The following is a 26,108-nucleotide window of genomic DNA, read 5'->3' on the forward strand; positions in this document are numbered from 1 at the left end:
TCTGGTCTCAGATATGGGCGGGCACCTCGTTCCCCGCCTCACGGATGGCTCGCGGCAGGTTGACAACGGTGAGCAGAACGAACCCGGCGACGAAGAACACGACCAGCGAGACGATCGCGGTGCGGTAACTGTCGGTGAGCTGAAGCGCCAGCGTGAGCACCAGAGAGCCGAGGAACGCCGAGCCCTTGTCGCTGATCTGGTAGAGGCTGAAGTACTCCGCCTCCCGGCCCGGCGGGATCACCAGGGAGTACAGCGACCGGGACAGCGCCTGCGTGCCGCCCATGACGATCGCGATGGCGAAGGCGATCGCGTAGAACTGGACGGCCGAGCCTTTCTGCAGGAAATAGGCCACGCCCACCACCGCGGTCCACACGACCAGGCTGGCCAGGACCGTGCGCTTGGTCCCGATGCTGGCCGCGACCCGCGCGAGCCCGAGTGCGCCGCCTACCGCGATGAACTGCACCATGAGGATCGCGCCGATCTGGTGTGTCTGGCCCAGCCCGAGCTCCTGGTCGGCGTACGTCGCCGAGAAGGTGATGACGGTCTGCACGCCGTCGTTGTAGATCAGGTAGGCCGCGAGGAACAGCAGCGTGCGGGGGTAGCGCCGCAGGTCGGCGAGGGTCCGGCCGAGCTGGCGTACGCTGCCGGCCACGGCCCGGCCCGCGGTCGACTCATGGACGGGCACCCGACGGTTGCGCAGGCGCAACATCGGGATCAGGGCGAACGCGCCCCACCACAGGCCCGCCGAGGCCAGGCTGATCCGCACCGCCAGGCTCGTCTCGATGTCGGCGAACAGGTAGACCACGAGGTTGAGCGCGAGCAGCAGGCCGCCGCCGAGGTAGCCGAAGCCCCACCCCCTGCTGGAGATCGCGTCGCGTTCCTCCGCCCCGGCGATCTGCGGCAGGAAGGAGTCGTAGACCACGCGCGCCGAGCCGAAGGTCACGTTGGCGACCAGGAACAGCACGCCGCCGAGCAGGTAGCCGCCGCCGGAGACGAGGTAGAAGCCGAGCGTGGCCGCCACGCCCACGTACGCGAAGGCCCCCAGGATCTGCTTCTTGCGGCCGGTGTGATCGGCCAGTGCGCCGACGATCGGCATGATCACGATCTGCAGCAGCACCGAGATCGTCACCAGGGTGGTGAAGTACGCCTTCGGGCGCAGGTCCAGGCCGAGGAACGACACGAAGCCGTTCTCGCCGCCCGCCGCCGTCGTGGCCACCGACGTCAGGTACGGCCCGAGGAAGACGGTCAGGACGGTCGTCTGGAACGCCGAGTCCGCCCAGTCGTACCAGTACCAGCCGCGTTGCTCACGCCGCCGCGCACCGGGGATCTCCTCGTCGACGATCTGGGGGGCGGTCATGATCTCTCCTCGCCGGGGGTGGGCGGACGTGCGGATCGGTCAGGGCTGGCGGGGTTCGACGGACGTCACGGGGCGGCCGGGCGGGGATGCCACTGGCCGCGTGACTTGAGCACGTCACGCAGGCCGCTGACGTTGTCCGTCATGATCCCGTCGACGCCGAGATCGAGCAGGTGGGCCATCGTCACCGGGTCGTTCACCGTCCACACGTGCACCTGCATGCCGATCGCGTGCGCGGTGCGCACGAGGGCGCGGGTGGTCACCCGCAGGCCGCGGAACCCGATGGGCGCCTGGGCGCACGGCACCCCCGCCCGGGCCAGCCCGGACAGCAGCCTGCCGTACCCGCCTCCCATCGCGGCCGTACGCAGGGCGGCCAGGCCGCGTGGGCCGAGCGAGAAGCAGACCTCCCGGTCGATCGCGCGCCGGGCGCGTGCCAGCCGTGCCTCGGAGAACGACGTGAGACACACCCGGTCGTGGGCGCCCGTGCGCTGGATCGCCCGGGCCAGCGGCACGATCGCGGCGCTCTCCTTGACGTCGATGTTGAACCGCACGTCCGGCCAGGTGCCCAGCAGGTCCTCCATCAGCGGGATCTCGTGCCGCCCGCCGATCCTGGCCCCGCGCACCTCCCGGTAGGGCAGCCGCGAGACGCGGCCGGTGCGATCGGTGACCCGGTCGAGAGTGTGGTCGTGGAACGCGAGCAGGACGCCGTCGGCGGTCGCGTGCGCGTCGGTCTCCAGATAGGTGTAGCCGAGGTCGACCGCCCGGGAGAAGGCCTCCATGGTGTTCTCGCGCGCCTCCGCCGCCCCGCCTCGGTGCGCGAAGGCGAGTGGTCCGGGATGATCGAGGAACGCGAAACGGCGGTGCACGAGAGGAGTATGCCGGGTCCCGGCCGTACAGTCAGCGCGCGTAGGTGAACATTTGCGTCACAAGAGTCCCTTGTCATCCGTGGAGGGCCAACCCCAGGTCTCCGGTACGCAGCCAGTGGCCGTGCAGCGCCGGATCCTCGGCCAGAAAGGTGGCCCGGGTCTCCGCCGGGCGGCTCCGGTAACCGAGGGCGACGCTGGGGCCCGCCACCCAGACCTCCCCGATCTCGCCGTCGGCGACGGGGCCGGAGCCGCCCGGGTCGACGATCCGCAGGTCGAGCCCCTGAACCGGTCCGCACGCGACGAGGGGCGTCCCCCCGGCCGCCGGGACCGCCCGATGCCGTTCCAGCGCGGCGGGGTCGAACCGGCGCACGGTCACGCCCTGCCCCTGTAGCGTGCATGTGACCATAAGGGTGCATTCCGCCAGGCCGTAGCCGGGATTCCAGGTGGCCGGGCGGAAGCCCACGGGGGCGAACCGCCGCTCGAAATCGGCGAGCGTGGCGGCCCGGATCGGCTCGGCTCCGCTGAGGGCCATGGTCAGCGTGGACAAGTCCAGGCCGGTCAGTTGCTCGTCGCCGATCCTGCGCGTGCACCACGCGTACCCGAAGTCGGGGGACACCGCCCAGTCCGCGCCGTATCGGCTGATCAGCTCCAGCCGGCGCACCGGCCGTGCGACGAAGGCGGACGGTGACATGAACACCAGGTCGGCGCCCGCGTGGAGCGCCTGCAACTGGAGGCCGACCAGGCCCATGTCGTGGTAGTGGGGCAGCCACCCGGCCAGGCGCCGCACCGGCGTGTTCCGGGCCAGCAGGCGGAACAGTTCCAGGTTGTGCAGCAGATCGCCGTGCGAGACCTCGACTCCGCGCGGGTCGCTCGTCGACCCGGAGGTGTACTGCAGGTAGGCGATGGTGCCGGCGGTCATGGCGGGCGGGGTCCAGGCGTCCGCATCGGCGGTGGCGGGGTCGGCCACGCGGGCCGAAAGAGCGGACAGCTCGGACACGTGGGCCGGATCGGTCGGTGAAGGTGAGCCGGGCCGGAGTGCCGTCGTCCCGCACGAAGACGAACTGACGATCGTCGCTGAGGCGGCTTCGTACGTGTGTGACGAAGTCGGTCATTCGGGTAGCCCTTCACGGACGTACCAGGAGACCAGCCGGTCGAGGACCGAGGGAGTGACGGCGGGCGGGGCCGCCGGATCCCGCCACTCGAAGTCGTAGTGGTGCCGGAAATAGGTCGCGGTGTACTTGGCGCGCATGTTGACCACCGCCTCGAATTGGCTGAACGGCCTGTCGCGGATCTCTTCGGGTGTGGCGGGGACCAGTTCGATCGGCAGCCGGGCGTTGATCGCCTCGAACAGGTCGCGCACCGGCACCGTGGCTCCGTTCACCACATGGGAGACCGGGCGCGCCCGGTCCGAGGCGGCGAGTGCGAGCAACCGGGGGACCGTGGTGTCGACGGGGGCTAGATGGAGGTTGGCGTCCGGATGGCAGGGGAGACGGACCCGTTCCCCCGGTGTGCGCCGGGCGAAGAAGGCGATCACCCGGAGGAAGTCGTACAGACCGTAGTCGGTCAGCGCCCGGCCGGTGCGGGAGTGCCCCGTCATCACGCCCGGCCAGGCCACCAGCGCGGAGCCTTCGCGGACGGACCGCGACCGTGCGAGCGCGAGCTCCGCTTCGCGTTTGGAGTATTCGTAGAAGTTGCGGAACCGGTCCGGCGGAGCGGGCGACGGCCAGTCCTCGGGCACGCGCCCTCGTTGTCGAGCCCGCACTGGTAGGCCGTGCCGACGAAGACGTAGCGCGAGCCCGGCCGATCGCTCACGGTAACCGAACTCGGAAGGGTCCATGCTCAACGACCTGCAGCAGCGCAAGCTGGCGCATCTGTTCACGCTCCTGGACGTCGACGATGACGGGACCGTCGACAAGATGGACTACACCGCCTCGGCCGACCGGCTGGTGAACGCGTTCGGGTTCGCGCCGGGCTCCACGCAGTCGCGGCGGGTCCGGGACCGGTACGCGCGGCTGTGGGACGAGGTGACCCTGCCCATGGACGCCGACGGGGACGAGCGCGTCGAGCTGGGGGAGTTCGTGGCCGGGTTCCACCGCTTCGTCGCGCAGCCGGAGGCGGGCTACCACACGCACGTCGCGCCGGTCGCCGGCGCCTTCTACGACCTGATGGACACCGACGGAGACGGGAGGGTCACCCGGACCGAGTACCTGCGGATGGCGGGAAGCGCCTTCCGCATGTCGGAGCCGGACGCCGTGGCCGCGTTCGAGCATCTCGACCTGGACGGCAACGGCTCGCTGAGCCGGCAGGAGCTGCACGTGGCCAACGAGCAGTTCTTCCGCAGCCCCGACGCGGAGTGCCACGGCAACTGGCTGTTCGGCCCGCTCCCGCCGCAGGGCTGAACCGCCGGGTGGTGACGGCTACCCGGCGGTCGGGGCCCATTCCTGCCGCCGGGTCTCCGCCATCGCGATGGCCGCGGCGACCGCCACGTTGACCGACCCGACCCTGCCGACCTGGGGGATGTAGGCCACCGAGTCGGCCGCCTCCAGGCAGGCGGGGGAGCAGCCGTGGTCCTCGCTGCCGAGCACCAGGCAGACGTCGCCGCCGAGCTTGGCCTCGTGCAGAGGCACGGCGTCGCCGGTCAGTTCGACGGCGACCACCCGGTAGCCCTCCTCCCTGGCGGCGCGTACGGCGTCGGTCACCGGGACCGGCTCGTGCCACTCGACCAGCCGGTCGGTGCCGAGCGCGGTCTTCTGCACCTTGGGGTTGGTCGGCGGGGTGGCGTTGCCGGCCAGCCAGATCGTCTCCACGCCGAAGGCGGCGGCCGTACGGAAGATCGACCCGACGTTGAAGGGGCCGGTCACCGATTCGAGGATCAGCGCGAGACGGCCCTCGGTGTTGCGGCGCCAGGTGCGGTTGAGCCGCTTGACGTCGGTCGGCTTGAGCTGCCTGCGCGGGTTGGGAGTGCTCATCGGGCGCTCATCGCTCCTGCTCGTCATTCCTGGGTCTGTGTGTCGGAGGCGCGGGCGTCGACCCGCAGGACGCGGTAGGCCGACCGGGAGGCCAGCCGTGAAGTGGGCCGGCCCTGATCGCTCAGCCAGCGCTGCAGGGAGTCGGAGCCCAGATGCTTCTGCACGACCAGGTAGGCGCTGCCGTCGGGCGTGAGCCGGTCGAGCCACCGGGTGAGCATCTCGTGGAGCGCGGCCTTGCCGATCCGGATGGCCGGGTTCGACCAGATGGCCCGGAACCTCACGTCCTCGGGCATCTCGTCGACGTGAACTGACCTTACTTTGTCAAGGCCGGCGCTCTTGGCGTTCCGCTCGCACAACTCCACCGAGCGCCGGTTCACGTCCACGGCCCAGACCGTCGCACCGGGCGCCCGCGACGCCATGGTCAGCGCGACGGGTCCGTAACCGCAGCCCAGGTCGAGGAGGTCGCCCTCGGCCGGGGGCGGCGGGACGGTCTCCAGCAGCACCCGGGTCCCCGGATCGATCCGTTCGGGGGAGAACACCCCGCGGTCGGTCTCCAGCCGCAGATGCAGGTCAGGGAGGACCAGGGTGACCGAGCCCGGCCGGCTCGCCGCCTGGGGGCTCTCCTCGAAGTAATGGGCCACGTGCCCAAACGTACCAACGCCGCGGACCGCTGATCTCCGCGCCCGCGAGGATGTGAGAGGGCTGAAACACTTCCGGCCTTCCGGACACGTACGAGATGACGGAGAAAGCGGGTTAAGGGGGAGTTTCGTTGGCCCGGTCGGACCTGAGGCGTCGTTTCGAGGAGATCTATATGGCGCATTACGTGGATCTCCTCGGATACGTGCGACGACGCACGGAAACCCCCGAGGACGCCGCTGACGCTCTCGCCGAGACCTTCGCCACGGCGTGGCGGCGCATCGGCGACGTCCCGGCCGGGTCGTCCGCCCGATTATGGCTGTACGGCGTCGCCCGGCGGGTGCTGGCCAACGGCCGCAGGGCCGAGACCCGCAGGAGCGCGCTCGTCGAGAGACTCGGCGCGGAGCTCGGTCAACGGGACGAGCACGATCGGCCGCCGGATCATGAGGACCTCGACGCGGTACGTGCGGCGTTCGGGCGTCTCGGCCGCGACGACCGCGAGGTGCTGGCGCTGGTGAGCTGGGAGGGGCTGGGATCGGCGGAGATCGCCACGGTGCTGGGCTGCTCGCGCGGAGCCGCCCGACTGCGGCTGCACCGGGCGCGCAAGCGCCTCGCCAAGGAGTTGAGCTCCGCGGGAGTGGACGTGGCTCGGTACGGCGCGCGGATGCCGGCGCTGGCGGGAGGGGAGGCGTGATGATGCACGACCGCGATGACCTGCACCGGCTCGTCGCCGGGATCGCCCCGGACCGGGGCCCGGGGATGACGCCGGCCGCCCTGGACCTGCTGGAGGAGATCGTCTCCGGCCCGGTTCCGGAGAGCCACCGCCGACGGGTGACGGAGGCGGTCACCGGGGCCGCCCGGACCATCCTGCGCAGCCCCCGGCTGGTGCCGGTGATCGTCTCGCTCACCGCCGTCCTGCTCGCCGTGGGCTGGATCGTGCCCGGGGCGGCCGGCCTCGGTCCCGCACCCGCCTCCGCCGCGCTCGACATCAGGCGGGAGGGTGACCACTACGTCGTCATGGTGCGGGACCTGTTCGCCGCCCCCGCGTCCTACCAGCGCGAACTGCGCGAACGCGGCCTGGACGTGGAGGTGCGGCTCGTGCCGGTCTCGCCCGCCTCGGCAGGACAGGTGATGTATTTCGACGGCACCCGGCATCACAGTGAGATCACGGCGATCAAGGCGCGCGGCGAGTGCACGCGCTTCGGCGGCTGCGCGATCGGCTTCCGCATCCCGGTGCGGTTCCACGGGGAGGCGATCGTGCTCCTCGGCCGCGCCGCACGGGCGGGGGAGCGCTACGGCATCCTGGAGGCCGTCGACATGGAGGGCCAGCCCTTCCACTGCGTGGACTACGTCAACAAGACCGTCGCCGAGGTCCTGCCCCTGCTGCGGGAACGCGGCGTGCGGGTGGAGTTCACTTCGTACGCGACCAAGGGGCCCAGGCCGTCCGCCCCCGCCGACTGGTATGTCTACGAGGGGGTGATGGTCGCAGACGGACAGGCGCTCATGCTGGTCAACTCCACTCCGAACCCTCAGCCGCGTCCCAAGGACGCCTTCTGCACTGAACGTCCGTAAAACCCCGGCGTCACTGAGAACGCTTGTTGAGAACGGCCACTGAGAGTGGCCACGCGGTCCGCGCCCCGATCGCGGCGCGGACCGCGCCGGGCACCGCCCTGCGCGCCGCGCATGCTGCCAAGGCGGCGGCCTCGCGGCCGAGTCCGGCGCGGCGCCGCTGTCTTCACCTCCTCCCTCACCGGCCGGCCTCCCCGCGCTGACACCGGCGTGCCCGCAGCCGTGCCCGGCTGCCGCGCGCGTGCGCCGCCCGGCCGGATCTCCCCCTCAACGAATGGTTTCGTCATGCCCGCATACGCTCGTGCCCTGCTCCCGGTGCCCGCCGGGATGAGGCGCCACCGGGCCTTCACGGTCGTGCTCACCGCCGCGGCCGCGCTCAGAGTGGTCACGATGCTCGGCTACCCGCCCGCCCGGCTCTACTGGTACGACTCGTTCAGCTACCTGCACAACGCCGTTCATCTGCGGCCCGAGCAGGGGTTCCACCCCATCGGATACCCCCTGCTGCTGCGTGCCCTGCTGCCCTTCCACAGCGTCGAGCTGATCGTCGTGCTGCAGCACGCGATGGGGCCGGCGACGGGCGTGATCGTCTACGCCGTGCTCCGCGGCAGGGGACTGCCCGCCTGGGCTGCCGTGGCCGCCGCGGCCCCGGTGTTGTTCGACGCGTCGTTCCTCCGGCTCGAGCATGCGGTGCTGTCCGACTCGCTGTTCATCCTGCTGGTCGTCGCCGCCACGGCCCTGCTGGTCCGCCGGCCGGTGCCGTCCGCGCGCGCCGCCGCGACCGCCGGCCTGCTCCTCGCGGGCGCCACCCTCACCCGCACGATCGCGCTGCCACTGATCCTGCTCGTCCTGCTGGCGCTCGCCGTCCGCCGCGTGCCCTGGCGCCGGATCGCCGCGTACGCGACGTGGTACGGCGGCGTGCACGGCCGGTTCGGCGTCGGCGGCCTGGACGGAGTGGCGTTGTGGGCCCGTTCGATGACCTTCGCGGACTGCGCGGTCATCCAGCCTCCGCCGGATCTCGCGCCGCTGTGCCCGAACGGGACCGTCTCAGACGCGGCCGGAGAGTACGTGTGGGCGAAGGACTCCTCCCTCAACCGGCTCCCCGGCGGACACGTCGCGCTCAACGACCGGGCGCGTGCCTTCGCGCTGCGCGCCATCGCCGCCCAGCCGGAGGATTACCTGCGCGATGTGGTGAAGGACACCGCGCTCGCGTTCGCCTGGACCCCGTCGCCCACCCCGCGCGCACCGTCCCCGCGTTCGGCTTCACCCACGGAACCTGGCCGATCCCCGCCGATCAACCGCTCGTCGAGCAGGCCAGACGGGAGTACGACCCGGATCTCGCCGGGATGCGGTCCGTCCGGCCGTACGCCGACCTGCTCATCGCCTACCAGTACCCTGCCTACCTGCGCGGGCCGATGCTGGCCGTCATCCTGCTGCTGGGCGCCGCGGGCGCGCTGCGGCGACCTCGGACGGCGGCGCTGCCGTGGATGGTCGCGGTGGCACTGCTGGTCGCACCGGTGGCGGTGCTCGACTTCGACCACCGCTACGTGCTCCCCGTCGTGCCCGTGGCGTGCCTGGCGGCCGGGCTGGCGTTCGCCCGGCCTCCTCGGCGCGAGGAGACGGACAAGGCCGGTGCGCTGCCCCGCGAAGCGCCGGTCGGCTGAACGCGCCGGGTGGCACGGTCAAGGGGATGGGGTCAGGGGATGCGGGCGCCCAGCAGCATCGCCGCGGCGGCGGCCAGCAGGCCCGCGACGATCGCCGCCACGAGGAACCGCTGGGTGATCTCCTGGTGCACGATCTTGTAGCCGAGCGACGTGCCGATCTGCGCGTACACGTCGCGCAGCTCGCTGCCCGACTCCGCGGTGTACGCCCGGCCTCCGGTGCCGTCCGACAGCGACTTCAGTGTGGTCTTGTTGACCGGCACCTGCACCGGTCGGTTGTCGATCGTCACCGTGCCCTCGGGCGTGCCGTACGCGATCGTGGACACCGGCACCTTCGCGCCGACCGAGGCCTCGATGGCCTCGTTGACCGACCGCCCCGAGGTGTTGTCGCCGTCCGACAGCAGCACGATGGCGGACGGGGGCGGATCGGTGACCGCACGCTGGTCGAACGACCTGATCGAGTCGAGCGAGTTGAACACGGCCTCGCCGATGGCCGTGCCGGGCCGGGTGGTCAGGGTGGAGATCGCGGTGTTGACGGCGGCGTGGTCGGTGGTCGGGGAGATCACCACGGCGGCCGACCTGGCGAAGGCGACCACGCCCACGTTGAACCGTTCGGGCAGGTCCTTCACGAACTGCTGGGCGGCCTGCTTGGCCGCGACGAGCCGGGACGGCGGGACGTCGGACGACTCCATCGACAGCGACACGTCCACGGCGACCATGATGGTGGCGCGGTCGCGGGGCACCTTCACCTCGCCCGCCGGCCGGGCCGCGCCGAGGACCAGCAGGCTCATCATGACGAGGAACAGCACGGCGGCAACGTGCCGCCGCCAGGTGGGCCGCTCGGGCGCCACCAGCGACAGCAGCGCGAGGTTGGTGAAGCGCACCGTGTAGCGGCGGCGGGCGAACTGCGCCGCGACGTACGCCGCGACCAGCACGGCGACCAGGACGAACAGCCAGAGCCAGCCGGGGGACAGGAAGGTCATGCGCCCGCCCTTCTGTTCGCGGCCCTGCGCAGCAGATGGGAGGCCCGCCGCTGGCGCAGCACGAACTCGGCGATGTCGAACACCCAGTCGCGGTCGGTGCGCAGCACCAGGTGGGAGGCCCCGGCCCGGCGCAGCGCCGCCCGGGTCGCCAGGCGCTGCCCGGCCGCCGCCTCGGCGTACCGCTCCCTGAGCGCGCGCGACAGGCGGACGTCGCGGGAGCGCCCGCTCTCGGGGTCGGCGAGGGTGACGAACCCGACGTCGGGCAGTTCGAGCTCGCGGGGATCGATGATCTCCACGGCGAGCACCTGGTGCCGCGTGGCCAGGCGGCGCAGCGGCGGCTCCCAGGAGTCCGGCGAGTCGAGGAAGTCGGAGACGATCACTCGCAGCCCGCGCTTGCGGTGCGCCGTCGCCATCATCTCCAGAGCCTCCCCGAGGTCCACCGCGCCCTGCGCGGGCGGCGCGCCGAACAGCGAGTGCAGCAGAGCGTACAGCCGGGGCCGGCCGGGCTTGGCCGGATAGCGGTGCACGGCGTCGCCGTACAGGATGTAGGCGCCGAACCGGTCGCCGACCCGGCTCGCGAGGATCCCGACCGCTCCGACGGCGCTGACGACCAGGTCGCGCTTGGACATGTCGGCCGTGCCGAACTCCATGCTGGCCGACAGGTCGGCCAGCACCCAGGTCTCCAGTTCCCGGTCGGCGATCAGGTCACGCACGTGCGGGACCGTCGTGCGCGCGGTCACCGCCCAGTCCATGCGGCGCACGTCGTCCTCGCCGGGCACGTACACCCGGGTGTCGCCGTGCTCGCTGCCGGGCCCGGGGATCAGCCCCTGGTGGCGGCCCTGCAGCAGCCCGTCCAGCCGCCGCACCACGGTCAGCTCCAGCCGCCGCAGCGCCTGGTCGGGATTCCCGCCGCTCATCGCATGCCCTGGTTCCACACGACGAGCGGCGGCGGCACCGCCTGCAGGACCCGGCGTACGACGTCGTCGGGGTCCACCTCGTCGGCCAGCGCGTCGAAGGTGAGCATCAACCGGTGCGACATGACGTCGACCGCCACGTCGCGGACGTCGTCGGGCAGCAGGTAGTCGCGCCCGCGCAGCAGGGCCAGGGCCCGTCCGGCGGAGACAAGGCCCAGCGTCGCCCGCGGGCTCACCCCGATCTCGATCGTGTCCTGCAGATCGGCCAGCCCGTAGTCGGCGGGGGTGCGCGTGGCCATGACCAGCCGTACGACGTAGTCGGCCACGAGCTGGTGGACCGAGACCTCCTCGGCCAGGTCCTGCAGCCGCACCAGCGTGGCCGGGTCGAGCACCGGCCTCGGCACGGGCGGGCGCACGCTCATCCGCTGCAGGATCTCCAGCTCCTCGTGCGCGCTCGGGTGGGACACACGCACCTTGAACAGGAACCGGTCGCGCTGCACCTCCGGCAGCGGGTAGACGCCCTCCGACTCGATCGGGTTCTGGGTGGCCAGCACGATGAACGGCCGGGGCAGCGGGTGGGTGCGCCCGGCGAGCGTCACCTGCCGCTCGGCCATCACCTCCAGCAGGGCCGACTGGACCTTCGCCGGTGCGCGGTTGATCTCGTCGGCGAGCAGGAAGTTGACGAACACCGGCCCGAGCTCGACGTCGAACCGCTCCGAGCTCGGGTGGTAGACGCGGGTGCCGACGATGTCGCTGGGCACCAGATCGGGGGTGAACTGGATGCGGGCGAACGTGCCGCCCACGACGGTGGCCAGCGTCGAGGCGGCCAGCGTCTTGGCGACCCCCGGGACGCCTTCGAGCAGGCAGTGTCCCCGGGCGAGCAGCGCCACCAGCAGCCGCTCGACCATGTGCTCCTGTCCGACGATCACCCGCCGGACCTCGGCAAGCGCCTCCCGCAGGGCGTCCAGCCGGGGTTCGGCCTCCTCCTGCTCCGTCACGCCCTCGCCGGGCTCCGGGTCACTGCGTTCATCGGCAACGGTCATGCTCGTTATTCAATCGTGACTCGGCTGGAGAATCCATTTCTCTCCCATTTGCCCGTCCCGGCGCGTGCCACACCCCCTGCCACGGCCGGGTGTCTCGGATACCGGGGTGTGTTTTGATGTGGGAGATGGTCACTCCGCTGCAGTACGGCGACCCGCCCCACGTGGGGCCGTTCGTGCTGCAGGCGCGTCTGGGGACGGCCCCGGCCGGGCTGGTCTACCTGGGCCAGGCGCCCGACGGCCGGGTGGTGACGGTTGCCGTCCTGTCCAGCGGCGCCGCCCTCGACGCCGCGGCCAGGGACCGGTTCGTCACCGCGATCAAGGACGCGCAAAGCAGCGCGATCAGGGACACACAGGGCCGGACGGGAGTACGCGGGTGGGGCGCCTCTTTGGTGGACCGGGTGCGCGGCCGGGTGCCCCCCGGCACGCCGCCCGTGCTGGCGATGCAGGACGGGCCCGCGCCCTGGGTGGCCGTGCCGTACGTGCCGAACGGCCCGGGAGCCGAGCGGTTCCTCGAGCCGGTCCCGGTGTCCGGCACGCTGATCGGGCAGCGGCACGGGCCCGACTTCGCGCACTACTGGCTGGGCGACCGCACCCCCGCGCTGCCCGCCCCGCCCGCGCCGCCCCCGCCGCCGCTGGGCACCCGGCGGTCGGTCGTGCTCGCCTCGACGCTGCTGGCCACGCTCGTGCTCGCGTTGCTGCTGGTCACCTGGATGCTGCTGTTCCGCGGAGAGGAGGATTCGGAGCCGCCCCGGCCGCTGCCGAACACCCAGTTCGTCCCCACCCCGCCGCCCGAGCCCGCCACGCCCGAGCCACAACAGCCCACACCCGGCCCGTCCGGCAGCGGCGACGGCAGCGAGAGCCCCTGGCCTGACGACCTCTTCGGCGGCCGCGGCCCCATCTGAGGCCCGCGCCTCTCCAGCGAGCCCGTGCCTCCGCCTGCGCCGTGCCCGCTGCGGGGGCGCTCAGGCGGTGGTGAACACCAGGGACGCGTTGTGGCCGCCGAAGCCGAAGGAGTTCACCAGCCCGGCCGTCCACCGCCCCCGGCGCGGCGCGCCGGTCACGACGTCGAGCTTCACCTGCGGGTCGAGGTCGTCCAGGTTGCGGATCGCGGGGATCACCCCGTCGCGGAGGGCGAGGACGGTCGCGATCGCGCCGAGCGACCCGGCCGCCCCGCACAGGTGCCCGGTCATCGACTTGATCGCGGTGACCGCGGGATGCGTCCCGACCGCCTCGGCGATCGACGCGTTCTCGGTCAGGTCGCCCGAGGGGGTGGAGGTGGCGTGGGCGTTCACGTGCCCCACGTCGAGAGCGTCCAGCCCGGCGTCGGCCAGGGCGAGCCGCATCGCCCGTGCCTGTCCGGCCGCGTCGGCGGCGGTGATGTGGTGGGCGTCGGAGGTGACCCTGGCGCCGGCGAGGGTGGCGTGCACCCGGGCACCGCGGGCGGCGGCGAACTCCGCGCGCTCCAGCACCACCAGCGCGGCCCCCTCGCCCAGCACGAAGCCGTCGCGCCCCACGTCGAACGGCCGCGACGCCTCCTGCGGCGCGTCGTTGCGCGTCGAGACGGCCTTGGCCTGGGCGAACCCGGCCAGCGTCAGCGGGTGGACGCACGCCTCCGCCCCGCCGGCGACGACCACGTCGGCGCGGCCCAGGCGGATGAGGTCCAGGCCCATCGCGATCGCCTCGGCGCCGGTCGCGCAGGCGCTCACCGGAGTGTGGGCGCCGCCCCGCGCGCCGAGCTCGATGCTGACGACCGCCGCCGGTCCGTTGGGCATGAGCATCGGCACGGTGTACGGCGAGATCCGGCGCGGCCCGGACGCTTCGAGGATCTCGTTCTGCGTGAGCGTGGTCAGCATGCCGCCGACGCCCGTGCCGATCACGACGGCGAGCCGCTCGGGCTCGACGCCGGGCGATCCCGCGTCCGCCCACGCCTCCCGTGCGGCGACCAGCGCGGCCTGCTGGCAGCGGTCGAGCCGCCGCGCCGTCACCCGGCCCAGCACCTCGGCGGGGTCCACCGGCAGCCGGCCGGCGATCCGTACGGGCAGGCTCTCGGCCCAGTCGTCGTCGATCAGGCGGATGCCGGACCGTCCTTCCAGCAGACCGGCCCAGGTGGTGGCCACGTCGCCGCCCAGCGGCGTGGTGGCGCCCAGCCCGGTGACCGACACCTGCGCCCTGATCCCGTCTCCCATCGACGACCCCCTGCTCTGCGATGGCCGCACCGACCGGTCCTTCATGGCGGTGCGCTTTCCGGTTGTCACGCTGCCAAAGCGCCCTCGCTTCGGGCAGGCGTGATGATCGACCAAAAAGCCGTGGAAGATTTGTCGGCGCCGCGCAGCCCGCCGCCGCTTGTCACCGGTTCTCTCAGGGCCGTCTGTCACTCACGCCCGTGCGGCAGCGCGGGCGAGCCCGCCGTGCTCCTCGTCGAAGTGCTCTTCGTGCCCACACACGTCGATCACGAGGAGTACGTCGTGTCCACGATCCACTGGACCGAATCCCGCATCGCCCGATCCGCCCGCTGGCACTCCGAGAGCGCCGCCCCGCCACCCAGGCGGATCGTCGTCGCGGACGACCGGATGAAGGCCGGAACCGCCTACCGGCTCGCCCGCGAGGGCACAGCGCTGCTGTGGAGAGGCGACTACCACAACGCACGTCAGCTCCTGCGCAATGAGCCGCCGCATCGACCGGAAGCCCGTCCCTTCGGGGAATGACGCCCGTGAGACCTTCCGCGTTCACCGCCGGGCCCGCGGCGACCGCGCCCGGGTCCTGGGCAGGCTCGTCGTGGTGCTGGACGCTACGGCGTCTTCTCCCCGGTCAGAAGGGAGTACGTCGACCTGGTCGCCGGGGCTCCGCTCGGCCGCGCCCGCCGCACGGCGTTCGACCTCGGCACGGGGACCGGAGTGCTGGCAGCCGTTCTGGCCCACCGGGGGTGGATCAGATCGTCGCCACCGACATCAACCCGCGTGCGCTGGCCTGTGCCCGTGACAACGTCCGTCGGCACTCAGGACACGCGGTCACCTGCCGGCCCTGATCGAGGCGGCGGGCCTGCGCGTGGTGGACAGGATCGACGCCAGGCCGCGGCATCCACGGGCGACGGACGGCGCCGATCTCCTCCACGTCGCCCGCGCCGCGGAGATCACCTCGCTGTGGCGGCTGGCCGGAACGGGAGGAAACCGGCGGAGATCAGCCGGTCCAGCAGACGCTTCCAAAGCCACAGCGGGGCCGACCCGGAGGTCGGGGGGCATCGGATGAGCGCCACGGCGTGCCCGCGGTCGCCGGCACGGACGGCCAGACGTTCGCCCAGATGACTCCTGCCGATGCCGGACTCACCCGTGATAGGGGCGAACGGGTGGCGGTGCGGCCGGTGGGCCCGGCGGACGGGAACGGATCCGGCACCGGGACGAAGGGGGGACCGGCAGCGAGCTGCGGGTGCCCGGGGGCCGCAGGTGGGGAGACTGGCGGAGGATGTGCCGTTCCAGCTCGCGCAGCTCGTCGCCGGGGTCGATGCCGAGCTCCTCGGCCAGCGTCCGCCGCACGGCGCGCAGGACCTGTAGTGCCTCGCCCTGGCGGCCGCACCGGTACAGGGCCAGGGCGCGCAGGGCCCACAGCGGCTCGCGCAGCGGATGCTCGTGCGTGAGCGCCTCCAGCTCGCCGACCACTTCCCGGTGCCGCCCCTGCCTCAGGACGGCCGAGACACGCAGCTCGCGGGCGCGTTCCCTGGCCTCGGTCAGCCGCGCGACGGCCGCGGCCACGTACTCCTGTCCGCCCAGGTCGGCGTACGGCTCGCCGCGCCACAGCGCGAGGGCCCCGGCCGCCGCCCGCTCCACGGCACGGGGATCGGCGGCGTGCTCGGCCTCGGCGACCAGAGCCAGGAAGCGGGTGACGTCGACCCGCTCGCGAGCGACGGTGAGGCGGTATCCGGCGGAGTCGAAGGTGAGCACCCGGCTCGGGGTGCGGGGGAGGCGCCCGGGCTCCAGGAGCCGCCGCAGGTGGGAGACGTACACCTGCAGCGAGCCGAGCGCCTTGGCCGGTGCGCGCGGTCCCCAGATGCGGTCGACCAGCGTGGCCGCCGTCAGCGGGCGCCCCTCGGCGAGCACCAGGATGGCCAGCAGCGTCCTGACCTTGGGTGCGCCGAGGAGGAGGGGGAGACCGTCGCCGCCGGTGACCTCCAACGGGCCCAGCACGCGGATGTCCACGCTCGCGGGCCCGCCGCCGCCGGCGGCGGGCGTCGTGGCCGGCGGCATCAGCTCAGCCATGAGAACCTCCTGTCACCGGGTGGGCGAGTCAGCGGCCGTTCTCGTCGTCCGCGACCGTCAGTTCGGGACGCCGGGTGAGCAGCAGCCCGAGCAGCGCGTAGCCGGCGACGAGGTGGCAGCCGCCGACCCAGTTCGCCAGGGGGTCGCCGAACACGAGGTAGGTGGGGACGGTCGCCACCGCCCAGGTTTCGGCGACAAGCGGCCACCAGCGCAGCGCTCCCCGCCACCTCGCGGCGATCGCGAGCTTGACGCCGATCACGAACATGCCGAACATCGACAGCGGCCAGAACACGTCCACGAACCCCAGCCAGGTCTGGTCCCGCAGGTTGTCGGGCAGGACCCCGTGCAGCAGCGACCAGACGCTCGCCACCCCGAGCAACACCGCCTCGACCCGAAGCCCGATCACACCGCCGCGTGAGACGCCGATCGCCCGTGTTCGCGTCTGCACCCACAGCAGGCAGAACACGCCGAGCTGAAAGGCCAGGCCGGTGAGGTCGTGGATGCGCCCGCCCATCCCCTGGGCGTCGGTGCCGAAGACGAAGATGCTGGCGGCCCAGGCCAGCGTCCCGATAGTGAGCGCGGCACCCGCCAGGCGGACGGAGCCGAGGCGGGAGGCGCCGGCGGAGGGAGCCTCGGGCGGGGTGAGATCCGTGCGTGCCTTGGGGGCTTGCCTGGTGACGTGCGTGTCCATGTCATTCCTTCCGTGGTACGCGGCGCCGGTGCGCCGTGCGGATCCACCATCCGCGCCCGCCGCCCCGGCCCCACAGGGCCGCCGGTCCCGGATCCGGCCCCCACCGCCTGGCACCCGTTCCGGGACAGGAGTCCCGGGACTCCCGTCCCGGGACAACGGGGCGGCGAGCAGAGGACAATGCCTGTCGTGGTTGACGTGGAGGCGGCTGAGCGTCCGGCGACGGGCCGGGCGGCCGCGTGGACGGCACCGGCCGCTGCCGCGGTCGCGCTCGCGCTCGCGGCCGGCACGGTGGTCGTGGACATCCGCAACAGCGGAGTGGCGGCCTCGCCCGGTGCCGACCTCGACATCGCCAACTGGCCGTCGGCCATGGCCGGCCTGGCGCAGGCCCTGCCCGGCGCCCTGCTGCTGCGCCGGCTGCCGCGGCATCCCGTCGCCTGGGTGCTGATCGTCTCCGGACTGGAATGGGCGCTGAACGGCTTCCTCGGCGCCTGGTCGCTGTACGCGATCTACACGTCGCCGGGCGCACCGGGCGCCTCGGCCGTTTACTGGTGGTTCGAGCGTTTCGGAGCGGCGCTGCTGATGGGGCTGCCGCTGCTGATCCTGCTGTTCCCCCACGGACGGCTGCCGGCAGCCGGGGCATGGCGGTGGTTGTCCGTCGCCAGCCTCGTGCTGACCGCCTTGCTGCCGGCGTTGCTGCTGGTCGTGCCGATGGATGTGATGGCGCGATACAACGCCACCACCCTTCCCGCGGAGATCTCCCGTCTCGCGCTGGATCCCGTCAGCATCCCCCTGCCGTACGACGTCTGGGCGCCCGTGCTGGCCGTCGCGTACGCCGCCGAGCCGGTGAGCCTGGTGGTGCCGTTCGCGGTCATGCTGCGCCGATACCGCGTCGCCGACGCGGAGCGGCGTGCCCAGATCCGCTGGCTGACCTGGTCGGCGCTCGTGAGCATGTTCGTGCTGCTGCTCCAGTTCGTGGCGCCCGTCGAGGTCACGGCGATGCTCTTCTGCTTCGCGGTCGCGCTCACCTCCGCCGCCGTGCTGGTCGCGGTCACCAAATACCGGCTGTACGACATCGACCGGCTGCTGCCCGCGACCGTCCTGTACGGCCTGCTCGCCCTGTCGGTGGTCGGCATCGACGTCGCCGTCTTCACCGTCGCGGGGAGCACGCTGGGGGAGCGTGACTCGGCACTGGCCGCGATCGCGATCGTCGCGGTGGTCTACGCGCCGCTACGGGGCTGGTTGTGGCGGGCGGTACGCCGGCTGCTGCGCGGGGGGCGCGACGATCCGTACGGCATGGTCTCGACACTCGCCGAGCGGCTCGAACTGGCCACCGACCCGGACGACCAGCTGCTCGCGCTGGCCCGGACGGTGGCCGACGCCTTCCGGCTCCCCTACGTCAGGGTGGAGATCGAGCGGGACGGCGGCGCCCGGTCGGTGGTCGAGCACGGCTCCCCGCACGGGCCGTCGCTGTCGTTGCCGGTGGCCTACCGGGGAGAGGTGGTGGGCCGCCTCATGCTGTGCCGTGCCGACCTGACCGAACGCGACCAGCGGCTCCTCGGCGATCTCGTACGGCAGGCCGCGGCGGCGGCCCGGGCGAGCGAGCTCAGCGCCGACCTGCAGCGCATTCGCGTGCAGCTCGTCGGCGCGCGGGAAGAGGAACGCAGGCGGCTTCGGCGCGACCTGCACGACGGGCTCGGGCCGAGCCTCGGCGCCGTGGCGCTGCGCATCGAGACCGCGCGGAACCTGGCCCGCAGCGCTCCGGAGCAGTCCGATCGCATGCTGGAGCAGGCGGCCGCGGACGTCGCCGCCGTCCTGGCGGACGTCCGGCGGCTGGTGCACGACCTACGCCCGCCGGCGCTCGACGAGCTCGGCCTGCGCCGCGCCGTCGAGCAGCAGGCGGAGCGCGTCAGGTCGGGCCGGCTCCAGGTCGCCGTGTCCACCGAGGGAGATCTCGGCTCGCTGCCCGCCGCGGTCGAGGTGGCGGCGTACCGCATCGTGTCGGAGGCGCTGGCGAATGTGGTCCGGCATTCGGGCGCGGCGCGCTGCGCCATCACAATAGGCGTGCGGGAACGAGCGCTGGAGGTGACGGTGCGGGACGACGGCTCGGGCATCGGGGCCGATGTGACGGCCGGGGTGGGGATGCTCTCGCTGCGGGAGCGCGCGGCCGAGCTCGGCGGCGGCTGCGAGGTAGCCTGCCCGCCCGGTGGCGGGACGCTGGTCCGCGCGCTGCTGCCTCTTCAGGAGGCGACCGGAGCGACGGAGACGACGGAGACGACGGAGGCGGCGGGTGTCCGATGATCTGATCCGGGTGCTGCTCGCCGACGACCACCCGGTCTACCGTGAAGGGCTCGCCATGCTGCTGGCGTCGATCCCCGGCATCGAGGTGGTCGGCACGGCCGCGAACGGCCGGGAAGCGGTCGAGCGCGCCGCGGAGCTGCAGCCGGACATCATGGTGATGGACGTCACGATGCCGGAGCTGGACGGGATCGAGGCGACCAGGCGCGTCGTCGAGGACAGCCCGCACATCGGGGTCGTCGTGCTGACGATGTCGGAGGAGGACAGTACGCTGTTCGCGGCCATGCGGGCCGGAGCCCGCGGCTACCTGCTGAAGGGCGCCAGCCAGGCCGAGATCACCCGGGCCATCGTGGCGGTCGCCCACGGCGAGGCGATCTTCGGCCCTGCGGTCGCGCTCCGCGTGGCCGAGTTCTTCGCCGGCCCGTCGCCTGCGTCCCAACTCACCGCGTTCCCGCAGCTCACGCCGCGCGAACGCGACATCCTCTCGCTGGTCGCCGCGGGACGGTCGAACGCGCAGATCGCGAGCACGCTGTTCCTGTCGCAGAAGACCGTGCGCAACAACGTCTCGAACATCTTCGCCAAGCTGCACGTCGCCGACCGCGCCGAGGCCATCGTCCGCGCGCGCGACGCCGGACTCGGTCGCACCTGACCCAGAAGGGCCCGGCATCGCGGCGCACGCCGTGCCGTCCGGTCACGGCCTGTGGACGAGCACCCGCCACCCGTGCGCGGGCACGAGAGCGGGATCCTCGTCCGGGCCGACCGCCCCGGCCCGGCTCTCCACACCGACACAGCTGTCCGCGACGGTCAGACGGGAGACGTCCACGGGGAAGCGGTAGGCGTCGTCGCCGATGTTGAGCAGCGTGACGACTTCTTCCGTCCCCGCCTGGCTGCGCAGCGCGAGGGCCCTGTTGGTGATGTGCTGGGCCTCCGTACGTGCCCGGACCAGCCAGGGGTGCCGGCGGCGCAGCCCGGCCAGCCGCTGGTGGAGCCGGTAGACGGGCATGCCGTGCGGCGCCAGGTCGTCCGGGCCGTCGGGGAAGGCGGGCCGGATCGCGTCGTCGCCCCCGGCGCGTTCCTCCTTGACCCCGAGGAAAGCCTGCTCGTCGCCGTAGTAAAGGCTCGGCACCCCGCCCACCGTCATCAGGACGGCCAGCGCGTGCCCCAGGTGCCGCGGATCGGTGAGCCTGCTGGCCAGGCGCGTCACGTCGTGGTTGCCGACGAACGTCATCGGCGCGAACACCTCCAGCAGCCTGTTGTGCCGGTCGAGCGCCCAGGCGAGTTCGAAGAAGTTGCCGTCGTTGAGCGAGCTCCAGACGGCCTTCCACAGCTCGTACTGCGTCACCGAGTCGAGCCCGCCCTCGGTCACGTACGCCGCGTAGTCGCCGTGGATCACCTCGCCCACGAACCAGGCGTCCGGATGCTCCCGCCGCACCCGGGTGACGGCCTCCCGCCAGAAGGCCCGTGGCACCGCGTACGCCGCGTCGAGGCGCCAGCCGGACGCGCCGCGGCCGAGCCAGTGGCCCATCACCCGTACGACGTGGTCGAGGACGGCGGGCTCCGCGTGGTTCAGCGCGACCAGGTGGTCGTGACCCTCGAACACGGCGAAGCCGCCGGCGCCGCCACCGGGACGGAACCAGCGGGCGGCGGGGGAGTGCGGCCCTTCCGCGAGCGCCCGCGCGAAGACCGGAAACCCCCTGCCCACATGGTTGAACACCCCGTCGAGCAGCACCCGCAGCCCGCGCCGCCGCGCCTGCGCCACCAGGTGGTCGAAGTCGTCGTCGTCCCCGAGCCGGGGATCGACGCGGAAATGGTCCACCGTGTCGTACCCGTGCGTCTCGGACGCGAAGATCGGGCCGAGCTGGAGACCCGAACAGCCGAGTTCGACGGCGTAGTCGAGCCAGCTCTCCAGACGCCGCAGCCGGTGCCGGCCGGGCACTTCCCCGGACGCCGCCGTCAGCGGGGCGCCGGTGAAACCCAGCGGGTAGACATGCCACCAGATCGCGTGGTCGCTCCAGGACGTCACATCCGCTCCTCATCGTTCGTCCGTCTGGTCACAGTGTCGTCGCCGCCACCCCCTCTCGCGCCGCCACCCCCTTTCCGGGCCGGCGGCCCTCGGCGCCGGCGTGCCGTACGAAGGCGGGACGCCTCCGCCGGCCGAGGGCGACCGCGACGTTCGGTCCCGTGCCGAGGACGCCGGCCGGGACCAGCATCACGCTCCCCACGAAGGCGGACCCCGCACGGGGGAAAAGTCGCTTGAGCCTCACGTGGCGTGAGCTTCTAGCGTCGGCGGCATGGAGATCATCGTTCACGACACGGCCACCGCGATGGCCGATCTGCTGGCCGCCCCCCTCGCGGAACGGCCCACCGCGCTCACCCGCATGCTCCGCCCGATGTGGGACGCCGTGCCCTGGATGCCCGTCGCCGACGTCGTCGGCATGCACCACAAGGGCTTCGGTTTCCGGGTCGACCGGGACGACGAGCGCTACCCGGCCGCGTTGCGGCGGATGCGCGACGCGGGGGTGTGGGAGCAAATCGGCGACGCGCTCACCGCCGCCTGGAAGCACCAGCGCGAGGCCGTGCCCGGCATCCGGCACCCCGAGACGCTGCAGGTCTACATCGTGCTCGGCGACCCCGACGCGGAGCACCTGGTGCGGCGCAACCACGGCTACCTCGGCATGAGCGGCAAGGGCCTGGTCTACCTGCTCGTCTGGCCGACGGAGGACAACGTCGGCCGCCTCGGGCACTGCGCCGTCCACGAGCTCAACCACAACATCAGGTACTCGAACGTCGTCTGGGACCCCGCCACCGTCACCCTCGGGGAGCAGGTCGTCTCCGAAGGGCTCGCCGAGGCGTTCGCCCGCGAGTTGTACGGGCCGGAGGGGCTCGGGCCGTGGAGCACCTCCCTGAACGGCTCCGCGTTCGACGTCGCGTACGCCACGATCACCGGAGCCTTGAACCTGACCGGCATGCACAACTTCGCCGCGTACGTGCACGGGGACGCCACGGCGGAGTCGATGGGGCAGCAGCCGGTCGGCCTGCCCGACCACGCGGGCTACCCGGTCGGGCTGCGGATCGTCGACGCGCACCTCGCCGCCTCCGGCCTGACCGCGGCCGAGAGCACGACGTTGTCCCTCGAGGAGATCCTGGCCAACGCCGGGTTCCCCGCCGCGCGCTAGGCTCGCTCGTCGGACCATGGTCAAACCGGTGCAAAGGGGGACGGAGCCGTATGGGTGCCGGACAGGTCGTGCTCCTGCTCCTCGCCGCCGTGGCCGCCGGATGGGTGGACGCCGTCGTGGGCGGGGGAGGGCTGCTGCAGCTTCCGGTGCTGCTCCTGGCCGGTCTCACGCCGGTCCAGGCGCTGGCGACGAACAAGTCCGCCGCCATCTTCGGCACGGGGTCGGCCGCCGTCACCTACGCGAGGAGGACGAAGCTCGATCGGGCGGTGGCCGTGCCGGCCGCGGCGCTGGCCGTGGCCTTCGCCGGGCTCGGCGCCGCCTCGGCCGCCCTGCTCGACGCGAATGTGCTGAAGCCGCTGGTGATGGTCGTGCTGCTGGGGGTGGGGGCGTTCGTGACCCTGCGGCCGGGGTTCGGCCGCCTGCCCCACCCCCACCTGCGTACGCGGGCGCGGGCGGTGACGGGGGTCGCGGTGGCGGGTGTCGGCATCGCCTACTACGACGGCATCGTCGGGCCGGGCACGGGCACCTTCCTGCTCATCGCGTTCACCTCGATCCTCGGGATGGACTTCGTGCACGCCTCCGCCACGGCGAAGGTCGTCAACACCGGCACCAACCTCGGCGCCCTCGTCGTCTTCGCCGTGCAGGGCCACGTGGTGTGGGCGCTCGGCATGGCCATGGCGGTCTGCAACATCGCCGGGGCGCAGATCGGCGCGCGGATGGCGCTCAACCGCGGCGCGGGGTTCGTCCGCGTCGTCCTGCTGTGCGTGGTGGCCGCCCTGGTCGCCAAGCTCGGGTACGACCAGTTCTTCAGTCGATGAGATCGCACAGGCCGGGGCCGAGGTCGTCGTCCACCATGCGGAAGCGCGGTCTCCGCCCTCGACGCGAGCGCGAGCGGGGGTATCCCGGCCACCAGATGGGAGTGCGTGATGCGGTCGAGGGCCGCGCCGACCAGCGGCGCCGTGACCCGGAGGGTGGCGGGAAGCGCGACGCCGCCGGTGGAACCGCCGTGGAGCACGATGTTGCGGCACCGGTACAACCGGCGCAGCGACACCTCCAGGTAGCCGCGCACCCGCCCCAGCACGTGCCTGCGGTCGGTGAGCAGCGCCTTCATCCGGAAGACCGACGCCACGTCGCTGCCGGTCCGCCAGGACCGCACGAGCGGGAGCCCGTCCCGGCTCTCCAGCTCTGCCGCGACGAGAGTGGAACGTTCCCGGTTGGACGCGCAGGCCGCCAGCTTGTCCGCGAGAGCGTCACCCGGCACCTCACGTATCCGGTAGGAGAGCGCGGTGAGCTCGGCACGCGGCCAGGAGCAGGCGACGAGGGCGGCGGCGCGGGAGGCGGCCACCACCTTCTCCCGCTCGTCGGGGTCCCTGGCCTCGGTCAGCAGGGACTCCAGAGCCGCCCAGCCTCCCGCGATGGCGGGCGCGAGCGGCCCCTGGTTGAGCCCGGAAGCGATCTCCAGGGCCTCGTCGACCGTGCTCCTGGCCTGCTCGCCGAACCGCTGCACGTCCTGGCCGACGACGTACAGCTGCCGCTCGGCGGCCAGCGAGAGCACCTGCGCGCCGCGCGAGGGCAGCAGGAGGGGGAGCGGCCGGTCCTCGTCTTCGATGTACGCCTCGCCCAGCGGGACCACCACCCCCGCGGCCGTGAAGCGCGCCCGTGCCTGAAGCCGTTCGACGAGATCGGAGACGATCTCCACGGCGCGTTCGGCGTCCCTGGCCTCGACGGAGTAGGTGAGGCCGCCCACCACCTCCCGGTGCCGTTCGACGCTCGCGCCCGCCATCAGGGACCTCGTCTGCTCGGCCGTCAGCCAGTTGGGCAGCCAGCCGGCCAGCTCCTCGTGCCGGCTCAGCGCGCGGAAGGGGACGACGACCCGCCACTGGCGCGGCGGCCGGGCCAGCAGGGCGGACGCCTCGGCGATCAGGTCCGTGGCCGACAGGTTCAGATGGCCGGCGCGGAGCCAGCGCTGGACACCCGCCAGGCTGTGCCCGCTGTCGAGCAGGTGCGCGGCGACGGCCCGGGCCACGCGTTCGGCCCGGGGCGGCTCCTGCTCGGCGGCGCAGGACGACCAGCGGCCGAGGTAGCCGGGCCGCCCGATGTTGATGAGGTGACGCAGCTTGCGGCGGCCGTCGCTGGCCAGGGTGAGAGTCGTGCACAGGACCTCGCGCAGCTCACGGCGGTAGGCCACGGTGCCCAGGGCGGGGTCGTCGCCGAGCAGGCGCTCCAGCGCGTGGAGCTGCCAGTCGACCGCCGCCTGCGACAGCACCCGCCGGTCGACCCACACCCCGGCCTCGTACAGCTCCTCCAAGGCGAGGAAGGAACTGACGGTCCACAATCGGCGCGCCCATGGGGTGGCGGCGCTGGTGAAGTCGAGCAGCCGGGTGGTGACGTGCCGGGAGTAGGAGGACCGGGGGTCACGACCGGCGGGAATCGCATGCATGCTGACGCAACCTCGGGGGGTGTGCGGGACATCGGGGGAAATAAAGAGGGCGCGGCCCAGAAAGACCGCGCCCTCGGGGGCTACTGCCCCGGATTAGCCTGTGCTCGCTTGCGCGATGTTCAGAAGATACCCCGTGCCGCGCCCGCCGCACCGGGATTTCGCGAGGACTTTGACGCGTGTCGTGGCGTCTCTGTCGGTGCGGCTGTCAATTCGGCCATGTCTGCCCGTTATGGCGCGTCGGATCCTCGGCCGTGGGGTTCCACCACGACCTTGAGCCCGCGCCTTTTGACGGCGGCGGCGAAGGCGTCCGCCGTTGCCTCGAGCGGGAAGCGCTCGGTGACCAGCGACGACACGTCCACCGAGCCGCCGGCGACGAGGCGGATCGCGCGGGGATAGGTGAGGTTCATCCGCCGGACGAGTGCGAGTGTCAGGCCCTTGCGCCGGGCCAGGGAGGCGGAGAACGAGATGCGGTCGTCGTCGGGAATGCCCGCCAGTACCACCCGGCCCCCGGGCCGTACGGCGGTCATGGCGACGCGTACCGCGTCGTCGACGCCCGCCACCTCGAAGGCCACCCGTACGCCGAGGCCGTCCAGCCCGTCGATTCCGGCCCACGCGGCCGGTCCCGCGTCCTCGGGGGAGAGGGCGTGGCCGGCGCCGAACCGCAGGGCGGCGGCGCGGCGGTGCGGCAGGGGATCGACGGCGACGACCACCGAGGCGCCGGCGAGCCGGGCGAGCCGGACCACCAGCAGGCCGATCGGCCCGCAGCCGACGACGGCGACGGGCGCCCCGAGCCCCAGATGTCCCAGGTCCACGGCGTGGATCGCCACACCGAGCGGTTCGAGCATGGCCCCGTCGCTGTCGGAGAGCGCGTCGGGCAGCGGGTGGAGCAACTCGTCGGGCCAGGCGAGGAACTCGCGCAGGCCGCCGTCGAGCGTGCCGTGCCCGGCGAAGCGGACGTCCGGGCACAGGTTGCCGTATCCCGTCGCGCAGACCGCGCAGCGGCCGCAGGGGATGGCGGGGTCCACCGCGACCCGGGTGCCGTGCCGGGGGCCGCCCTCGACTACTCCGGCGATCTCGTGTCCCACGACAAGCGGCTCGTCCAGCACCGCGTCGCCGATGCCGCCCTCCGAGTACCAGTGCAGGTCGGAGCCGCACAGGCCGACGGCGGTGACGCGCACCAGGCTCTCGCCCGACCCCGGGACGGGCCGCGGCTCGTCGGCCAGCCGGATGTCGCCCGCCTTCCGCAGCCGGGCGGCCCTCACGC

Annotated in this window: 25 protein-coding genes; 10 read left to right on the forward strand and 15 right to left on the reverse strand. The window is 72.8% G+C overall.

What is annotated here, in order from left to right; all coding sequences use genetic code 11:
• Positions 1–7: 7 nt before the first annotated feature.
• The 4 genes from AB0O28_RS34650 to AB0O28_RS34665 all read right to left on the reverse strand — a co-directional run bounded on the left by AB0O28_RS34650 (position 8) and on the right by AB0O28_RS34665 (position 3,958).
• Positions 8–1,357 (reverse strand): MFS transporter, encoded by a 1,350-nt coding sequence (locus AB0O28_RS34650; protein ID WP_363646799.1) that lies wholly within the window; start codon positions 1,355–1,357, stop codon positions 8–10.
• 65 nt (positions 1,358–1,422) lie between these two features.
• Positions 1,423–2,220, reverse strand: a complete 798-nt coding sequence (locus AB0O28_RS34655) for a glycerophosphodiester phosphodiesterase (RefSeq protein ID WP_363646800.1) — start codon at positions 2,218–2,220, stop codon at positions 1,423–1,425.
• A gap of 73 nt (positions 2,221–2,293) precedes the next feature.
• Positions 2,294–3,289 carry an AMP-binding protein gene (locus AB0O28_RS34660; protein ID WP_363646876.1) on the reverse strand — a complete coding sequence of 332 codons (996 nt, stop codon included), beginning with the start codon at positions 3,287–3,289 and terminating at the stop codon, positions 2,294–2,296.
• Positions 3,290–3,328: 39 nt separating this feature from the next.
• A complete protein-coding gene (locus AB0O28_RS34665) occupies positions 3,329–3,958 on the reverse strand; it encodes an SDR family oxidoreductase (RefSeq protein ID WP_363646801.1) in 630 nt (209 codons plus the stop codon).
• 97 nt (positions 3,959–4,055) lie between these two features.
• On the opposite strand from AB0O28_RS34665, the gene AB0O28_RS34670 reads away from it, so the two are divergent.
• Complete coding sequence (locus AB0O28_RS34670) at positions 4,056–4,619, forward strand: EF-hand domain-containing protein (RefSeq protein ID WP_363646802.1); 564 nt, start codon at positions 4,056–4,058, stop codon at positions 4,617–4,619.
• Positions 4,620–4,637: 18 nt separating this feature from the next.
• On the opposite strand, the gene AB0O28_RS34675 is transcribed toward AB0O28_RS34670, so the two are convergent.
• A complete protein-coding gene (locus tag AB0O28_RS34675) occupies positions 4,638–5,189 on the reverse strand; it encodes a TrmH family RNA methyltransferase (RefSeq protein ID WP_363646803.1) in 552 nt (183 codons plus the stop codon).
• A gap of 23 nt (positions 5,190–5,212) precedes the next feature.
• Entirely contained in the window at positions 5,213–5,830 is a 618-nt protein-coding gene (locus AB0O28_RS34680; protein WP_363646804.1) for a methyltransferase, read from the reverse strand.
• A gap of 128 nt (positions 5,831–5,958) precedes the next feature.
• On the opposite strand from AB0O28_RS34680, the gene AB0O28_RS34685 reads away from it, so the two are divergent.
• The 3 genes from AB0O28_RS34685 (at position 5,959) to AB0O28_RS34695 (ending at position 9,173) form a co-directional block, all read left to right on the forward strand.
• Positions 5,959–6,519 carry an RNA polymerase sigma factor gene (locus AB0O28_RS34685; RefSeq protein WP_363646805.1) on the forward strand — a complete coding sequence of 187 codons (561 nt, stop codon included), beginning with the start codon at positions 5,959–5,961 and terminating at the stop codon, positions 6,517–6,519.
• Entirely contained in the window at positions 6,519–7,397 is an 879-nt protein-coding gene (locus AB0O28_RS34690) for a hypothetical protein (RefSeq protein ID WP_363646806.1), read from the forward strand. Before AB0O28_RS34685 ends, AB0O28_RS34690 begins: the two co-directional genes overlap by 1 nt.
• A 282-nt stretch (positions 7,398–7,679) precedes the next feature.
• Complete coding sequence (locus tag AB0O28_RS34695; RefSeq protein WP_363646807.1) at positions 7,680–9,173, forward strand: hypothetical protein; 1,494 nt, start codon at positions 7,680–7,682, stop codon at positions 9,171–9,173.
• Here the strand turns inward: AB0O28_RS34695 and AB0O28_RS34700 are convergent.
• The 3 genes from AB0O28_RS34700 to AB0O28_RS34710 are packed head-to-tail and all read right to left on the reverse strand — an operon-like array spanning position 9,088 to position 11,992.
• Positions 9,088–10,035 (reverse strand): VWA domain-containing protein, encoded by a 948-nt coding sequence (locus tag AB0O28_RS34700; RefSeq protein WP_363646808.1) that lies wholly within the window; start codon positions 10,033–10,035, stop codon positions 9,088–9,090. The two genes, AB0O28_RS34695 and AB0O28_RS34700, sit on opposite strands and share 86 nt — an antisense overlap.
• Positions 10,032–10,952 (reverse strand): DUF58 domain-containing protein, encoded by a 921-nt coding sequence (locus tag AB0O28_RS34705; protein ID WP_363646809.1) that lies wholly within the window; start codon positions 10,950–10,952, stop codon positions 10,032–10,034. Before AB0O28_RS34705 ends, AB0O28_RS34700 begins: the two co-directional genes overlap by 4 nt.
• Positions 10,949–11,992 carry an AAA family ATPase gene (locus AB0O28_RS34710; RefSeq protein WP_363646810.1) on the reverse strand — a complete coding sequence of 348 codons (1,044 nt, stop codon included), beginning with the start codon at positions 11,990–11,992 and terminating at the stop codon, positions 10,949–10,951. The genes AB0O28_RS34705 and AB0O28_RS34710 overlap by 4 nt, the downstream gene beginning before the upstream one ends.
• A gap of 125 nt (positions 11,993–12,117) precedes the next feature.
• Between AB0O28_RS34710 and AB0O28_RS34715 the strand changes: the two genes are divergently transcribed.
• Complete coding sequence (locus AB0O28_RS34715; protein WP_363646811.1) at positions 12,118–12,894, forward strand: hypothetical protein; 777 nt, start codon at positions 12,118–12,120, stop codon at positions 12,892–12,894.
• A gap of 60 nt (positions 12,895–12,954) precedes the next feature.
• On the opposite strand, the gene AB0O28_RS34720 is transcribed toward AB0O28_RS34715, so the two are convergent.
• Positions 12,955–14,178, reverse strand: a complete 1,224-nt coding sequence (locus AB0O28_RS34720; RefSeq protein WP_363646877.1) for a beta-ketoacyl-[acyl-carrier-protein] synthase family protein — start codon at positions 14,176–14,178, stop codon at positions 12,955–12,957.
• 222 nt (positions 14,179–14,400) lie between these two features.
• Between AB0O28_RS34720 and AB0O28_RS34725 the strand changes: the two genes are divergently transcribed.
• Positions 14,401–14,697, forward strand: a complete 297-nt coding sequence (locus tag AB0O28_RS34725; protein ID WP_363646812.1) for a hypothetical protein — start codon at positions 14,401–14,403, stop codon at positions 14,695–14,697.
• Positions 14,698–15,312: 615 nt separating this feature from the next.
• Here AB0O28_RS34725 and AB0O28_RS34730 read toward each other — a convergent pair.
• Positions 15,313–16,242 (reverse strand): AfsR/SARP family transcriptional regulator, encoded by a 930-nt coding sequence (locus AB0O28_RS34730; protein WP_363646813.1) that lies wholly within the window; start codon positions 16,240–16,242, stop codon positions 15,313–15,315.
• 28 nt (positions 16,243–16,270) lie between these two features.
• Entirely contained in the window at positions 16,271–16,933 is a 663-nt protein-coding gene (locus AB0O28_RS34735) for a hypothetical protein (protein WP_363646814.1), read from the reverse strand.
• 177 nt (positions 16,934–17,110) lie between these two features.
• Between AB0O28_RS34735 and AB0O28_RS34740 the strand changes: the two genes are divergently transcribed.
• Both AB0O28_RS34740 and AB0O28_RS34745 read left to right on the forward strand, forming a co-directional pair.
• Positions 17,111–19,231 carry a histidine kinase gene (locus AB0O28_RS34740; RefSeq protein ID WP_363646815.1) on the forward strand — a complete coding sequence of 707 codons (2,121 nt, stop codon included), beginning with the start codon at positions 17,111–17,113 and terminating at the stop codon, positions 19,229–19,231.
• A complete protein-coding gene (locus AB0O28_RS34745; protein ID WP_363646816.1) occupies positions 19,221–19,877 on the forward strand; it encodes a response regulator transcription factor in 657 nt (218 codons plus the stop codon). Before AB0O28_RS34740 ends, AB0O28_RS34745 begins: the two co-directional genes overlap by 11 nt.
• Before the next feature lie 42 nt (positions 19,878–19,919).
• Here AB0O28_RS34745 and AB0O28_RS34750 read toward each other — a convergent pair whose 3' ends face one another.
• Together AB0O28_RS34750 and AB0O28_RS34755 are read right to left on the reverse strand one after the other, a co-directional pair.
• Positions 19,920–21,251 carry an alpha-amylase family protein gene (locus AB0O28_RS34750; protein WP_363646817.1) on the reverse strand — a complete coding sequence of 444 codons (1,332 nt, stop codon included), beginning with the start codon at positions 21,249–21,251 and terminating at the stop codon, positions 19,920–19,922.
• A 28-nt stretch (positions 21,252–21,279) separates the two neighbouring features.
• The gene (locus AB0O28_RS34755; RefSeq protein ID WP_363646818.1) at positions 21,280–21,438 is read right to left on the reverse strand and encodes a hypothetical protein; all 159 of its coding nucleotides are present in this window, start codon (positions 21,436–21,438) and stop codon (positions 21,280–21,282) included.
• Positions 21,439–21,519: 81 nt separating this feature from the next.
• Between AB0O28_RS34755 and AB0O28_RS34760 the strand changes: the two genes are divergently transcribed.
• Entirely contained in the window at positions 21,520–22,404 is an 885-nt protein-coding gene (locus AB0O28_RS34760) for a DUF2268 domain-containing putative Zn-dependent protease (RefSeq protein ID WP_363646819.1), read from the forward strand.
• A 50-nt stretch (positions 22,405–22,454) separates the two neighbouring features.
• Positions 22,455–23,222 carry a TSUP family transporter gene (locus tag AB0O28_RS34765; protein WP_363646820.1) on the forward strand — a complete coding sequence of 256 codons (768 nt, stop codon included), beginning with the start codon at positions 22,455–22,457 and terminating at the stop codon, positions 23,220–23,222.
• A 1,849-nt stretch (positions 23,223–25,071) separates the two neighbouring features.
• On the opposite strand, the gene AB0O28_RS34770 is transcribed toward AB0O28_RS34765, so the two are convergent.
• Positions 25,072–26,106 (reverse strand): alcohol dehydrogenase catalytic domain-containing protein, encoded by a 1,035-nt coding sequence (locus AB0O28_RS34770; RefSeq protein ID WP_363646821.1) that lies wholly within the window; start codon positions 26,104–26,106, stop codon positions 25,072–25,074.
• Between the last annotated feature and the right edge of the window lie 2 nt (positions 26,107–26,108).

The sequence above is a fragment of the Microbispora sp. NPDC088329 genome, from assembly GCF_040685655.1.
Taxonomy (GTDB): Bacteria; Actinomycetota; Actinomycetes; order Streptosporangiales; family Streptosporangiaceae; genus Microbispora.

Coding starts and splice junctions, on each gene's coding strand:
- AB0O28_RS34650 (WP_363646799.1), bottom strand. CDS start 1,357: ATGACCGCCCCCCAGATCGTCGACGAGGAGATCCCCGGTGCGCGGCGG.
- AB0O28_RS34670 (WP_363646802.1), top strand. CDS start 4,056: ATGCTCAACGACCTGCAGCAGCGCAAGCTGGCGCATCTGTTCACGCTC.
- AB0O28_RS34675 (WP_363646803.1), bottom strand. CDS start 5,189: ATGAGCACTCCCAACCCGCGCAGGCAGCTCAAGCCGACCGACGTCAAG.
- AB0O28_RS34690 (WP_363646806.1), top strand. CDS start 6,519: ATGATGCACGACCGCGATGACCTGCACCGGCTCGTCGCCGGGATCGCC.
- AB0O28_RS34695 (WP_363646807.1), top strand. CDS start 7,680: ATGCCCGCATACGCTCGTGCCCTGCTCCCGGTGCCCGCCGGGATGAGG.
- AB0O28_RS34700 (WP_363646808.1), bottom strand. CDS start 10,035: ATGACCTTCCTGTCCCCCGGCTGGCTCTGGCTGTTCGTCCTGGTCGCC.
- AB0O28_RS34705 (WP_363646809.1), bottom strand. CDS start 10,952: ATGAGCGGCGGGAATCCCGACCAGGCGCTGCGGCGGCTGGAGCTGACC.
- AB0O28_RS34710 (WP_363646810.1), bottom strand. CDS start 11,992: ATGACCGTTGCCGATGAACGCAGTGACCCGGAGCCCGGCGAGGGCGTG.
- AB0O28_RS34715 (WP_363646811.1), top strand. CDS start 12,118: ATGGTCACTCCGCTGCAGTACGGCGACCCGCCCCACGTGGGGCCGTTC.
- AB0O28_RS34720 (WP_363646877.1), bottom strand. CDS start 14,178: ATGGGAGACGGGATCAGGGCGCAGGTGTCGGTCACCGGGCTGGGCGCC.
- AB0O28_RS34730 (WP_363646813.1), bottom strand. CDS start 16,242: ATGGCTGAGCTGATGCCGCCGGCCACGACGCCCGCCGCCGGCGGCGGC.
- AB0O28_RS34735 (WP_363646814.1), bottom strand. CDS start 16,933: ATGGACACGCACGTCACCAGGCAAGCCCCCAAGGCACGCACGGATCTC.
- AB0O28_RS34740 (WP_363646815.1), top strand. CDS start 17,111: ATGCCTGTCGTGGTTGACGTGGAGGCGGCTGAGCGTCCGGCGACGGGC.
- AB0O28_RS34755 (WP_363646818.1), bottom strand. CDS start 21,438: ATGCTGGTCCCGGCCGGCGTCCTCGGCACGGGACCGAACGTCGCGGTC.
- AB0O28_RS34760 (WP_363646819.1), top strand. CDS start 21,520: ATGGAGATCATCGTTCACGACACGGCCACCGCGATGGCCGATCTGCTG.
- AB0O28_RS34765 (WP_363646820.1), top strand. CDS start 22,455: ATGGGTGCCGGACAGGTCGTGCTCCTGCTCCTCGCCGCCGTGGCCGCC.